This is a genomic window from Vibrio sp. ArtGut-C1 (assembly GCF_002105475.1).
Taxonomy (GTDB): domain Bacteria; phylum Pseudomonadota; class Gammaproteobacteria; order Enterobacterales; family Vibrionaceae; genus Vibrio; species Vibrio diabolicus.
Genome location: NZ_NCTH01000009.1, coordinates 130,216 through 142,913, shown reverse-complemented (window position 1 = coordinate 142,913; position 12,698 = coordinate 130,216). Strand labels below are relative to the sequence as shown.

The window sequence follows — 12,698 nt, the reverse complement described above, 5'->3', positions numbered from 1 at the left end:
GTCGTTGTAATACAAACAATGTACTAGCACTTTGTCCTTGTTTTATCGCAATGACCATAATGTGAATGCTAAAAACATTCAGTAAAGCACTTGAGGAGTAGCTAGCAAAAAAGATATTCGGCAGAGTTAAGCGCGAGCTATGATGAAGACTCCACCTGGCAGGTTTTATAAAAATATCTTTCGTAGATACAAACGACAGATACAAAAAATCCCGCAGGGGGCGCGGGATTTTTATTAGTGACTAAATTGGTTTAAAGGTGACTAGCCTTGAATACCAACAATTAACCATGGTGCATTAGGCACAGTCAGGTCACGCTCTAGGTGCCAGATATCTTCGATTTCTTCTTCAACACCTTCTACTGTGTCACGGTAACGACCGCTAAACTGCAGGCTAAGCTGTGCTTTATTTGCATCGTAATCGGCACGGACGATCTCTGCATCAACGTACATTACATCAGTATGCTGATCACCGTCGAGCTTCGCGCGCTCTGCTTTCAGATCTTCAAACAAGCTTGGAGAAACATATTCTTCAATGGTTTCCAGTTGATTGTGATTCCACGCACCTTGCAGGATTCGGTAGTGTTCACGAGAGCCGTTAATAAACGCTGCTTGGTCAAAGCCCGGTGGGTAGTTATGTGGTACGTCCGTTTGAGCGCCGAAACCACCAAAGCCACCATTATTTGTGTTTGGCTGTTGCTCAAAGTTTTGCATGTTTGGTTGCTCAAACTTAGATGCGTTACCACCAAATGCAGGTTGCTGACGATGCTGGTTCATACTGCCCTGCTTCGCACCTAGCATACCGCGCATTAATTTAAAGATGACAAAGGCAATCAAACCAATAATTAGGATATCCATAAATTGGATACCTTCAAAAGCACCGCCAAAGAATGCAGCAAGTAGACCACCAGCAAGAAGTCCGCCTAGCAGACCACCCATTAAGCCTTTTTTACTTGAAGACTTCGCCGTCTGATCTTTGCCTACCGTATTGGTGTTTTGTTGCTGTTGTTTTGGTGCTGGCGCTGTTTTGTAGCTCTTACCGAAAGACTTACTGCCACCAAACTTCTTCGCTTCCGCGATAGGTGTTACAGCAACGGTAAACATCAACAGAGCAACAATAGAAAATAAACGTTTCATCGTTATCCTTAAAGTTAGCTATCTAAGATTGTGCTCTATCAGACGAAACAACGATTGTTTCAAACAGTAGCACGCCAAAGATGATTGTTACGTCATCATACTCTGTATGCCTGTTGATGAAAACAGCTTACAGAAGCTGACATGTATCAGAATATTGCCAAAGATACAGACTGCTCTCGGTTAATTTCGAGATACTTGGTTCGTTTAGAAATGCTTGGAATGAACTCGCTGCTACTTGGGGATGTTTTAATTGAATTAGAATCAGTGACACAGCTCAGAATCCTGCACCTTGACGTCACTTGAGTATATTGCCTTGTTGACGGTTAATAGGTAGCTGACTATCATATTGAACGATGTTCAATAAAGCAGTTTGAGAGTATGGCGCGCAGAAACGATCACACCAGAGAAGAGTTAGTGAATTTAACGTTAACAACAGTCAAAAACTTTTTAGATGAGAATTCTTACCACGAACTCAGTCTTCGTAAAATCGCTAACATGATTGGTTACGTGCCAAGCACATTAGTCAACATTTTTGGCAACTATAACCTGTTACTTTTACACGTAGTCGCGCAAACTTTAGACGAACTCTCCCAAGAAGCACTGAAGGCGACCAATAGCAGTAAAGACGCTCATCAAGCTCTATTTGAACTGGCTTATTGCTACCACGATTTCGCTCAAAAGCACCCTTACCGTTGGCAGTTAGTGTTCGAGCACAACATGAATGGTGCAGAACTTCCAGAATGGCATGCCAAACGTATCGACGGGATGACAGGAATGCTGGAGTCACTATTGGCTCAAATCGCACCACATCGTACCGAGTCCGAAGTGATTCAAGCAAGTCGAGTGCTTTGGTCTGGCGTACACGGTATTACTTTACTCAGTGTTGATGATAAATTTTTCTCTAGTGAACCCATTGATGGTAAAGAATTAATCAGTAACCTGCTTTCTAACTACCTCACAAACTGGTAACAAAGGATTATCCATGTCGTCCGACAGACAGCCGTCCTTACTTACACAAAGAAAGTTCCTACCCTATTTCATTACTCAGTTTTTTGGCGCTTTCAACGACAATATTTTTAAAAACGTTTTGCTGCTGTTTGTCGCCTTCGCGGGATCCAGCGCACTACCTATTTCGAGCAACTTGTTCATCAATTTAGCGGCTGGCTTGTTCATTCTACCGTTCTTTCTATTCTCCGCTTCAGCTGGCGTATTAGCCGATAAATATGAAAAATCATGGTTTATTCGCAAGGTAAAGCTGTTTGAAATCGCCATCATGCTTTTGGCCGCCATTGGTTTTATAACCGAAAGTTATGGTGTGCTTTTGCTGCTACTGTTCTTAATGGGCACACAGTCAGCATTCTTTGGACCGGTTAAATATGCCCTTTTGCCCCAAAAATTAAACGCAAAAGAGTTAGTGCCAGGCAACGCCCTTGTTGAAGCTGGTACCTTTATCGCCATCCTTATTGGTACCCTAGGTGCTGGAATTATCGCCTCAGCAGACAACGCAAAATACCTTGCCGCATTTTGTGTCGTACTCTTTGCATTGTTGGGATATTTGTCGAGCCGATCAATACCCTTTGCAGCCGCCAGCGCACCTAATCTTTCTTTTCGTTGGCAACCGTACAAACAAACTAAACACACGCTATCCATCGCAAAATCAGATCGTGTTGTTTTTCAATGTATTATGGCGATAAGCTGGTTTTGGTTTTTAGGCGCCGCCTATCTAACCCAGTTCCCGAATTTCACCAAGATTTACCTAAATGGCACCGAGAGTGCGGTGTCTTTCTTACTTGCTCTGTTTTCTATTGGTATCGCGCTAGGGTCGCTACTTTGCAATTGGATCTCGAATCATCGTATCGAAGTCGGTATTGTACCTATTGGCGCACTTGGCATTACGGTATTTGGGTACTTGATGGCAACCTCCATTCCGAGTGACCTACCTATCTTTCATAACTTTGTAGACTTCTTTAGATATGAGCCTTTTTGGCCATTATTTTTCTACCTATTGATGATTGGTGCCTCTGGCGGACTATTTATCGTACCGCTTTACGCATTAATGCAACATAGAGCAAAGGAAACCGAGCGCGCGCAAGTCATCGCAGGGCTCAACATCTTTAACTCTCTGTTTATGGTCGGCAGTGCTGTCTTAGGTATTATGTGCCTGAGTGTAATCAAGATGACAATTCCTCAGCTGTTTGCATTGTTAGCCATTTTGAATTTCTTGGTCGCCGCTTACATTTTTTTGCAAATACCGATATTCGTTGTCCGTTTTGTGGTTTGGATGCTAACTCACACTATTTATCGAGTGAAACATAAAAACCTACATAACTTGCCAGAACAAGGCGGTGCATTAATCGTATGTAATCACGTGAGCTATATGGACGCCTTGCTACTTAGTGCAGTATGCCCAAGGTTGATTCGTTTTGTGATGGAGGAAGATTACGCCAACCTACCTCCACTAAGACGCTTTTTACGCAGAACTGGGGTAATTCCGATTTCAGCGAGTAACAGAAACTCCATCAGACGTGCATTTAATGATGTAGAAACCGCATTAAGCGAAGGACATATCGTCTGTATTTTCCCAGAGGGGAAATTAACCTCAGACGGTGAAATGAATGAATTCATGCGTGGCATTGATATTATTCTGCGTCGCAGCCCGGTGCCTGTCATACCCGTGGCACTCAAAGGCTTATGGGGAAGCTATTTCAGCCGCGCGAAAGGCCGCGCATGTTGTGGCTTACCGACTCGATTTTGGTCAAAGCTAGAAATTGAAGCCGGACAGCCGGTTCCACCAAATGAAGCAACGGCAAAAACGATGTTCGATAGAGTGCATCAACTTAGAGGCGACTGGCGATAAAAATACATTTGAACACATGTTTAGAATAACTGAACATGTGTTCAAATCATTAAGACAAACTGACCACACTCAGTGCGATATACTCTCGCTTTCATTCACAACAGCGAATAAAAACCTTGAATAGAAACTACCTCTTGTTTGGATTGGCGTTACTCTTTTGCTTAACCCCTTTTGTCTCCTCTCCTATTGCCCTAGTTATTGGTTTTCTACTCGCAAGTTTTGGTTTTGTGCCTTCAGAACTGCCCATTGCTTCTTTTACTAAAAAGCTGCTGTCCTACTCGATTATTGGTTTAGGCTTTGGCATCAACTTTGAGCAAGCACTCTCTGTCACGTCGGATGGTATCGGTCTGATTATCGCTACGATTGCGGGCACACTGATCATAGGCCCTATCATTGCCAGAATAATTAAGTTGGAGCGAGTAACCGCATACTTAATCTCGTCAGGTACAGCAATTTGTGGTGGTAGTGCAATTGCCGCGGTGGCACCAGCGATTAAAGCAAAAGACGAACAGATTGGATTAGCACTGGCAACGGTATTTGTCCTAAACTCCATTGCACTATTCGTGTTTCCTGTGGTTGGGCATGCTTTAGGGCTAGATCAACACACATTTGGTACTTGGGCCGCGATTGCTATTCATGACACTTCTTCTGTTGTTGGGGCTGCCTCAGCCTACGGTGAAGAAGCACTAACTACAGCAACAACGTTAAAACTCGCACGAGCTTTGTGGATCATCCCTGTCGCACTGATCAGTGCCGTGATCTTTTCGAGAGACCAGAAAGAGAATGGAACGAAAAAGTTAGTTATTCCTTATTTCATTTTTTGGTACTGCGCAGCCATCGCGTTTAGCGACTTCTTCCCTCAATTTGAAATGGTCTATCACGGTATTTTCGTTGGAGCGAAACAAGCTTTGGTGGTGTGTCTGTTCCTGATTGGTTGCAGCATTTCAATTTCGAAGCTGAGGTCTGCTGGAGCTAAGCCACTGTTATTTGGTGTAACTCTGTGGGTGTTAATTTCAACCACTTCTCTAAGTTGGTTATTGTTTAGATATTAGTGGTCTTCTCATCGTGTTGAGATGACGACGGCTCAAGTTTGCTGTTTTTGTATGTAACAACCAATGCGATAGCGATCAAAAAGGCCGTCAGCTCTGCAAGAGAGCGGGCGAGCCCTTCACTGCTTATTGCAATACCAATTTGTAGTGCTACCGCCGCAATTAATACTAGCTTTACCATTCTGAACCTTATGCCTTTTCTCTCTTCGAAGAAGCATAATTATGATTCAGAGTTATAAGGATACGAAATTCCCTTTCTGACTAATACATAGCAAAATTGACTAATGCTGAATTGATGGCAATAGCCACTCCTTCACTGCCTTCCGAGAAACTTTGATCCCACTTTCTAGTAGCACTTGTGGCATTAGATGGTATTCCACTGGCCATTTAAACTTCTCTAATCTGGGTTGCAAATGCAGGTCATATTCCGCTTTGCTGCGCAAATCATTGGTCTGAATCACAGCAACAGGGCGATGACCAAATTCCGCATCTTCGACTGGAACCACTATGCTCTGCACCACGCCATCAATTTGGTTCAATGCTGCCTCAATCTCTTCACAATGAATGTTCTCACCACCAGAGATAAATTGATTGTCGGCACGGCCGATGATCTTTAACTCGTCACCTTGCCACTCACCAAGATCCTTGCTGTCAAACCAGCCTTTCTCATCCAGAAACGGAGTAACATGACCTTGATGAAAATACCCTGCCGCTAATGTTTTACCACCGACAAAAATGCGTTGGTCAACCAACTTTATCTTACGGTGATTCAATACGTGTCCAGCATTACTGGTACTGTCAATTCTCTTTGCGGTAACGGTAGAGGCTGCTTCCGTCATCCCATAACCTAACCACGCCTCAATCCCTCGTCCTGTTGCTCGCAACGCCAACTCGTGAGCAACGTGGCTGCCGCCCAATAGCACATGCGTCAATGACAAGTGAGCATCATCATCCAATAGCCGTTTGAGCTGCGTGGCAACCAAAGAGGCGTGTGACACGCCCTGAATATCTTCGACAAGTTTTCCTGTACCGATTTTCAATGTCGCTCCGACATATAGCCAACGATATACAATCGCCAATCCAGAGACGTGATAAAGCGGAAGCGACAATAGCCAAGAATCTTGCTGAGTGAAAATGAACTCTTGCAACAAGCCTTCTGCTGAAGCAAGGTGTTGTCGATGTGTATGAACCACAGCTTTAGGCTCCCCCGTCGAGCCAGAGGTAAATACCACTGAAGCGAGCCTGTCATGGTGATAGGCATCTTCAATCACCGCATCACGCTCTTGTTGTGAAACTAAGGGCGGTGAAAGCAATGTTGCCTTGAGTTTTTGTATATCATGTTCAGAAAAGGTCGAAGCGCACTCCTGAGCAAACCAGATAAACCGAGTTTGTTCAGGTTTATAAAGGGTCGCAAGTTTACTCTGTAGCGTATCGAGTGGTTGTACCATGGTCAGCGCGGCAAGTGCGCCTAACTGCTTGGAAGCAAGATAAAACAGCAGTGTTTCTACTTGGTTTTTACCTACCAAAGTCAGCACATCTCCCCGCGTTACGCCCAAGCCATTCAAATAGTGAGCGTATTGGTCAATACGTACTGAGAGTTGTTGCCAGTTTAATGTTTCTGTTGGTGTCTTGAGTGCAATAGAAAAAGGGCTCGTTTGAGCCCAATATTTCCACGGTGCCTTCGCAACATTGTCTATGCAGAATGCCACACAATCTCCTGATCTTTCAGAGGAAGAACGGGAAGTTCACACTTAGGCCAGCCTTGCTCTAACTGAGCTTTGAATAGGCCAATCGTATCCAAACCTGGAACTTCATCAGGCAGCTGCCATTGGGCAAAGCGCGCTAATTGCGTTAAACCGAGACTGGATTCAATGCTCGAGCTAATAACCACTTTCATCCCCAGTGACTTCGCCTTCTCTATCAGTGTAATACAAAAATCCACCGAACCAATGAGTGTGGGTTTGATGATGATCGTTTTCACACCAGTTAGATCTTCAAGACGGAAATCCTCTCGACGAACCGCATCTTGCAACGTTTCATCCCAAGCAATCGCAATACCAGTATTGATAGCAAAAGAGAGACTATCGCCAGGAGAGCAGCACGGCTCTTCCAAAAAGGTAATGCGCTGACGCAGAGACGGAGTAATGTATTTAGCAAACTGCTGCGCTTTTTCTGGGGTCCAAGCGCGGTTTGCATCAAGTCGAAGCGTTAATTGAGGGATAGATTCAAGGAAAAGGTTCACAAGCATGCCATCGCGAATTGGCTCATAAAGCCCGACTTTTACTTTCGCGACTTTCTCGCCTTCCATTTCGTTCAGCTTTGGAATAAGCTCGTCTGGGTCACCAGTACATAGCGGCGCTGTTTGATACTTACCTTGTTGGGGCAGGCCACCAGCTAACTCTAACTGTGCCATTGATAAACCAAACGCGACCGATGGATACATGTTGGTGTAATCCACATCCAATCCTGCTACCCAACGCTCCGCTTGTTCTTGTAGCTGAATACCAGCATCTTCGGTGCTCTCTAAACTAAAACCAGGAAGAGGAGCGACTTCTCCAAGCCCTATTTGGTCACCTTCAGAAAGCGCAACAACATAACCAACACGTTCAGTTAGCTTATTGTCTCGCAGGATGACACCACTATCCATGGGCAAGCTATAACGATAAATTTTCGCTTCACGCATAATTCGAGTCCTATGTAATGCCGTATATTTGAGCGTTCTGGCGAGCAATCCCACCAGCCTCCCAGAGGGCGAGGCGCTCAGGAAAAATGGAACAGAGGAGCTAAAACACTCCTCTTTTTATACGGATTATGGGTTACGAGGGAATTTGTCGAAGTCTGGGCGACGTTTCTCGTTGAATGCGTTACGACCTTCTTGTCCTTCATCGGTCATGTAGAACATCATCGTTGCGTTACCCGCAAGCTCTTGAAGACCTGCTTGACCATCACAGTCCGCATTCAATGCAGCTTTCAGACAGCGTAGCGCCATTGGACTATGCTGAAGAACTTCACGACACCAACGAACGGTTTCTTTCTCTAGCTCTTCTAGCGGCACAACCGTGTTGACCAAGCCCATGTCTAACGCTTCTTGCGCGTTATAGAAACGACATAGGAACCAGATTTCGCGAGCTTTCTTCTGGCCTACGATACGAGCCATGTAAGACGCGCCCCAACCACCATCAAATGAACCCACTTTAGGGCCCGTTTGACCAAACTGCGCGTTTTCTGCTGCAATTGTTAGATCACACATCATGTGCAGTACATGACCGCCGCCAACAGCCCAGCCGGCAACTGATGCGATCACAGGTTTTGGACAAGTTCGAATATCGCGTTGGAAGTCCAATACGTTTAGGTGGTGTGTACCTTGCTCGTCTTTATAGCCGCCGTAGTCGCCACGGATCTTCTGGTCGCCGCCAGAACAGAATGCGTCTTCACCTAGACCTGTCAGAATGATCACGCCAACACCAGAGTCGTAACGCGCATCTGCTAACGCATCAATCATCTCTTTTACTGTTTGAGGGCGGAATGCATTACGCACTTGTGGGCGTGCAATGGTAATTTTCGCGATACCATCTTCAGATTTATGGTAGTGAATATCCTCGTATTTCTCGCCGCAATCTTTCCATTGAACCGGAGCGTAAAGTTCTTCTTCAGAAATGCCTACTGTTTTAGCCATGGTGATTCCCATTGTTCTCGTTACTCTCACCAAAGTGAGATTGAATTATGTGCTTAATATGCATCGCAAATTGTTCGGGCTGCTCTTGATGAACGTTATGTCCTGCGCCTTCAACTTGTCGATACGCCAACCCGCTACGTTGTGCCAGTTGGCTAAATTTTTGGTCTTTCGCACCACACAAGTAATACATCGGTATATTCTGCTTTTTCAGTGTGGGCAACAAATACGCCTGCTTGGCTAACGATGTTGCCATCAGCATGCTCGAGACCGCCGAGCCAAGATTATCACTTCGCTTCGCAATTAATGTTTGTCTTTGCTCATGGTTTAGTGAAGAAAACACCGCTTGCTGATACCAATCGTTCAAAACACGTTCAAGTGGTTCAGTTTTGAAACGCTTTGCCCAGCGAGCATCATTCTCCAATCTCACCTGTTTCTCTGACTCAGTTTGAAGCCCGAAGTTTCCCCCTTCAACAATTGCGCCCACAATATTGAGATCTGAGAAGCATTGATTGGCAATACCATGCATCGCAATACGGCCGCCCATCGAGTAACCAATCAAAATAAGTGGTTGTTGTGAGGGAAATAATAAAGATAGTGTGGAATTAAGAAGTTTGCAGCAATCATCGAAATCGTTGCACTTTGTAAACTGACTGCGACCATGACCAGGAAGGTCTATAACGACTCGTTCAAACTGAGTCAGCTCACCCAAACAAGCTTGCCAATCAGCACCACTTCCTAAAAAGCCATGCAAAAACACCAGAGTGGGAAGGTCGCCACTTTGGTGTTTTTCAGTTGAAGAGAGACGCTCAGAGTGAAGCATGCAGGCTCTTATTAAATGCCTTTATCAACTCTGCGGCTTGGCTTGGTGGGGTTTTAACTTCCACCAGCAGTGTGCCTTGGCCGCTCGACAGGTGCTCGGCAACCATTGCTTGATACATTTCTAACGTAGTTGGCTTCTCATACTTTAAACCAAACTGTTTGGCTGCATGTTCAAACTGATAACCGTGGGGCATTTGGTAGTACGCAGTGCGATGCTCATGAGGCACCGGTAACATATCGAAAATTGCGCCACCATCATTGTTTGTGACCACAAGCACCGTCGGCAGTTTATTGTGAGAAAACAGCGCTAGTGAATTGAGATCATACAGTGCTGATGTGTCACCAATATACATCAGTAACGGATTACCTCTTGCTCGCTGCACACCTGATGCGGTAGCAAACAAACCGTCAATTCCTGACGCGCCTCGGTTAGTGAACACTTCTACATCATCAAGTTTGCCGTACATATCGACAAGTCGAACAAACAAACTGTTACCCAAAAAGACATCAGCGTTTTTAGTGCGCTCGTTAATGTCTGCTGCCAACGCAATTTCGTCAATGGCAGAAGCTGAATCAGATAGGAAAGCTTCTTCGATACGTTGATGAACTCGCTTAACTCCATTCGCTAACCTATCAGCCCACCCAGCAAATATTGGCTTCTCAAAGCTAATGCGAGAAACCCAAGTTTGAGGAAGCTCAACCCAGTGCATTTGCGCCAGATGATTTTGGTTATTACGGTCCATACGCGGCGAGATATACCAGTATTGAACGTCTTTATTTTGTTGATTTTTCGAAACTTGTTTATCAATCCACTGGTTCAAACGTTTGGAGATGATTCGGCTACCAAATTGGATAATAAGTTCACAAGACTCAAGCTCGTTTACGAACTCGGGAAGTTGAAGCCATACATCGTAATGCGCCCAATCCGAACTGAGACCACTTTGCGGGTCTGCAAGTACCGGCCATCCCATCTTTTGTGCAAATGCCTGCGCCGACCGCGCTTGTTCAAGCGGTAAGCTGCCAATCACAACCAAGCCTTTTTTATCCGCACAAGACGGGATTTGCGCCTGTGATAAGTGGCTAAAACGCTGGGTATAACTACCACTTCCTTTTCGCCATCCGGCTACCGAGTCTAAGTAGGTTTGATAATCCGCTTTTGCGCCGTTGGAATACAAAGGCTCTGGAAATGCACAGTTAATATGAACAGCACTGCCTTGCAGCTGCTGAGTAAACATCACTTCGTCAACAGAGGTCAGCAACCAATTAAGCGATGTTGTTAAAGTTGGGCTTGGTAAATTCAAGCTAGCCGAGACATGATGTGAAAAAATACCCAACTGGTTAATCGCTTGGTTTGCGCCACAGCCAACGAGCTCCATCGGACGATCCGCAGTGAGCAGCACCAGCTTTTCACCAGTAAGCCTAGCCTCCGCAACGGCTGGTAATAAGTTCGCCACTGCCGTACCAGAGGTAACGATGATTGCCACTGGCTCCTGGGTAGCTTTCGCTAAACCAAGAGCCATAAAGCCGAGACCACGCTCATCAAAGTGAGTATGAATAGAAAAATTGGACTGTTCTGCCGCCTCCAAAGTTAAAGGAGTAGAACGAGAGCCAGGAGCGATACAAAAATGCTTAACGCCAAATCGCTGAAGCTCAATCAATATGGTTTCTGACCAAATTCGATTGAGCACCGCTTGGTCATGATTCATGATGCGACTCCCAACGGGGGGTGATCAGAAATCAGCGTAAGTAACGTCGACATTTTCTTATCAAGTTCCGCCCACTCATGCTCTGCCACAGAGCCTGGCACAATACCTGCGCCCGCAAACAGTTGTACTTGGTCACCGAGCACAAGCGCGCTTCTGATCGCGACACAAAACTCTGCTCGTTCATGGCTTATGTACCCCATTGACCCCGCGTACCAGCCGCGTGCAAAGGGCTCATTATCAAGAATAAACTGCATGGATTCTTGTCGAGGTAAGCCAGCAACCGCCGCCGTTGGCTGAAGCGCCGATAACAACTGAACACCGTTTATGCCCGTCTTTAGGCTCGCGTGAATATTTCGCTTGAGGTGTTGCACTTTTCGTAGCCTAACCAAACTAGCCTCGGCCTCCACTTCAACCGCTTCGGAATGCGGTGATAGGCGATCAATAATGTCATCAACTACATATTGGTTTTCATTGAGGTTCTTTTCATCTTGGGATAACCAATTCGCCAACTCCATATCGTGAGTGGCGTTGTCCCCTCGACCAATCGTGCCTGCTAACGCTTCGGTATGAAGTTCGTGCCCTACGCGAGAATACAAACGTTCTGGCGTAGAGCCCATAAAGCTGTGTTTGCTGTCTAAGCTCAGCATGAAATGGAAACTATGATGGTTATTTAAGTAACTCGCTTTCAGCAACTGTGCAGCGCTTAATGTGTTATCAAGCTGCACGGTAGAGCGACGCGCCAATACCACTTTCTTAAAATCATCATTCTTTATACCAGTCAGAACTTTATGAACTAACTCATTCCATTGAGGCTGACTTGGCGTGTGAACAATAGAGCGGATGTGAGAAGAAATCGGAGCTAAGGTCGCGACCTCACAAACCAGTTTATGCAGTCCTGCTAGGGTTCGCGCTCTGTCTTCTGAAATATTAACTGCGAGAGACCATTGTTGATCAAAACGAATTAACTCAATTTGAGGCAAAAAGAAGAAAGAAGGCATACAGCGACGATTCTTCTCATGCTGGCCGTCAAAAGAGCGTCCGCCCCAGACTCGTTGCCCTTCACCTAGAATGGTATAAGCAGGGCCTGGCTCAACAAAAGCGTGTAATTGCCCTAGTGCAACGACCTCTTCACGAGTATCGCGGGACTGCCAGTAGAATTTAGGGAAAAGTGGTTGTGCATCAAGCCAATCAATAAATGAGAAATTAGGTTTCTCGCTCAGGGGCTCGACCAGACGTGTTTGATTGCCTTCCGCTTGCTGAACTCGCTCGATAATTCTCTTTACGGCTTGATGGAACTGTGACAAATCAACCTCGTAGTATGTGAGGATAAATGATAACTGACGGCTACTCTAAGTTTAGACCCAAAGCAAATCAAGGTCGTATGCGATCTTTTGCAAAATCCTGTGATAGCAAACGAGCAAAACTTAACCAGCAAACAGATAATTTACAGATATATA

At 45.4% G+C, this 12,698-nt stretch carries 11 protein-coding genes; 3 read left to right on the top strand and 8 right to left on the bottom strand.

Annotation, left to right across the window (positions count from 1 at the left end; all coding sequences use genetic code 11):
- Positions 1-261: 261 nt before the first annotated feature.
- Entirely contained in the window at positions 262-1,134 is an 873-nt protein-coding gene (locus B7360_RS10510; RefSeq protein ID WP_048626164.1) for a Tim44 domain-containing protein, read from the bottom strand.
- A gap of 378 nt (positions 1,135-1,512) precedes the next feature.
- On the opposite strand from B7360_RS10510, the gene B7360_RS10505 reads away from it, so the two are divergent.
- The 3 genes from B7360_RS10505 to B7360_RS10495 all read left to right on the top strand — a co-directional run bounded on the left by B7360_RS10505 (position 1,513) and on the right by B7360_RS10495 (position 5,043).
- Positions 1,513-2,103 carry a TetR/AcrR family transcriptional regulator gene (locus B7360_RS10505; protein ID WP_006743255.1) on the top strand — a complete coding sequence of 197 codons (591 nt, stop codon included), beginning with the start codon at positions 1,513-1,515 and terminating at the stop codon, positions 2,101-2,103.
- Positions 2,104-2,116: 13 nt separating this feature from the next.
- Positions 2,117-3,991: an MFS transporter gene (locus B7360_RS10500; RefSeq protein ID WP_085343458.1), complete on the top strand. Its 1,875-nt coding sequence runs from the start codon at positions 2,117-2,119 to the stop codon at positions 3,989-3,991.
- 116 nt (positions 3,992-4,107) lie between these two features.
- Positions 4,108-5,043 carry a YeiH family protein gene (locus B7360_RS10495; protein ID WP_101911845.1) on the top strand — a complete coding sequence of 312 codons (936 nt, stop codon included), beginning with the start codon at positions 4,108-4,110 and terminating at the stop codon, positions 5,041-5,043.
- On the opposite strand, the gene B7360_RS10490 is transcribed toward B7360_RS10495, so the two are convergent.
- The 7 genes from B7360_RS10490 to B7360_RS10460 form a co-directional block, all read right to left on the bottom strand.
- Positions 5,033-5,221, bottom strand: a complete 189-nt coding sequence (locus B7360_RS10490) for a hypothetical protein (RefSeq protein ID WP_005390556.1) — start codon at positions 5,219-5,221, stop codon at positions 5,033-5,035. The genes B7360_RS10495 and B7360_RS10490 overlap by 11 nt on opposite strands.
- 100 nt (positions 5,222-5,321) lie before the next feature.
- Positions 5,322-6,749, bottom strand: a complete 1,428-nt coding sequence (gene menE, locus B7360_RS10485) for an o-succinylbenzoate--CoA ligase (protein WP_085343457.1) — start codon at positions 6,747-6,749, stop codon at positions 5,322-5,324.
- Positions 6,734-7,723 (bottom strand): o-succinylbenzoate synthase, encoded by a 990-nt coding sequence (gene menC / locus B7360_RS10480; protein WP_085343456.1) that lies wholly within the window; start codon positions 7,721-7,723, stop codon positions 6,734-6,736. The genes menE and menC overlap by 16 nt, the downstream gene beginning before the upstream one ends.
- Positions 7,724-7,849: 126 nt before the next feature.
- A complete protein-coding gene (gene menB / locus B7360_RS10475; RefSeq protein ID WP_085343455.1) occupies positions 7,850-8,716 on the bottom strand; it encodes a 1,4-dihydroxy-2-naphthoyl-CoA synthase in 867 nt (288 codons plus the stop codon).
- Positions 8,709-9,536, bottom strand: a complete 828-nt coding sequence (gene menH, locus B7360_RS10470; RefSeq protein ID WP_085343454.1) for a 2-succinyl-6-hydroxy-2,4-cyclohexadiene-1-carboxylate synthase — start codon at positions 9,534-9,536, stop codon at positions 8,709-8,711. The genes menB and menH overlap by 8 nt, the downstream gene beginning before the upstream one ends.
- Positions 9,523-11,241, bottom strand: a complete 1,719-nt coding sequence (gene menD, locus B7360_RS10465) for a 2-succinyl-5-enolpyruvyl-6-hydroxy-3-cyclohexene-1-carboxylic-acid synthase (RefSeq protein WP_085343453.1) — start codon at positions 11,239-11,241, stop codon at positions 9,523-9,525. Before menD ends, menH begins: the two co-directional genes overlap by 14 nt.
- Complete coding sequence (locus tag B7360_RS10460; protein ID WP_085343452.1) at positions 11,238-12,545, bottom strand: isochorismate synthase MenF; 1,308 nt, start codon at positions 12,543-12,545, stop codon at positions 11,238-11,240. The genes menD and B7360_RS10460 overlap by 4 nt, the downstream gene beginning before the upstream one ends.
- Positions 12,546-12,698 lie beyond the last annotated feature (153 nt).

What these genes read in the sequence shown, in the direction of transcription:
- B7360_RS10510 (WP_048626164.1), bottom strand. Translation starts at nt 1,134, where the DNA reads ATGAAACGTTTATTTTCTATTGTTGCTCTGTTGATGTTTACCGTTGCT.
- B7360_RS10505 (WP_006743255.1), top strand. Translation starts at nt 1,513, where the DNA reads ATGGCGCGCAGAAACGATCACACCAGAGAAGAGTTAGTGAATTTAACG.
- B7360_RS10500 (WP_085343458.1), top strand. Translation starts at nt 2,117, where the DNA reads ATGTCGTCCGACAGACAGCCGTCCTTACTTACACAAAGAAAGTTCCTA.
- B7360_RS10490 (WP_005390556.1), bottom strand. Translation starts at nt 5,221, where the DNA reads ATGGTAAAGCTAGTATTAATTGCGGCGGTAGCACTACAAATTGGTATT.
- menC (WP_085343456.1), bottom strand. Translation starts at nt 7,723, where the DNA reads ATGCGTGAAGCGAAAATTTATCGTTATAGCTTGCCCATGGATAGTGGT.
- menB (WP_085343455.1), bottom strand. Translation starts at nt 8,716, where the DNA reads ATGGCTAAAACAGTAGGCATTTCTGAAGAAGAACTTTACGCTCCGGTT.
- menH (WP_085343454.1), bottom strand. Translation starts at nt 9,536, where the DNA reads ATGCTTCACTCTGAGCGTCTCTCTTCAACTGAAAAACACCAAAGTGGC.
- menD (WP_085343453.1), bottom strand. Translation starts at nt 11,241, where the DNA reads ATGAATCATGACCAAGCGGTGCTCAATCGAATTTGGTCAGAAACCATA.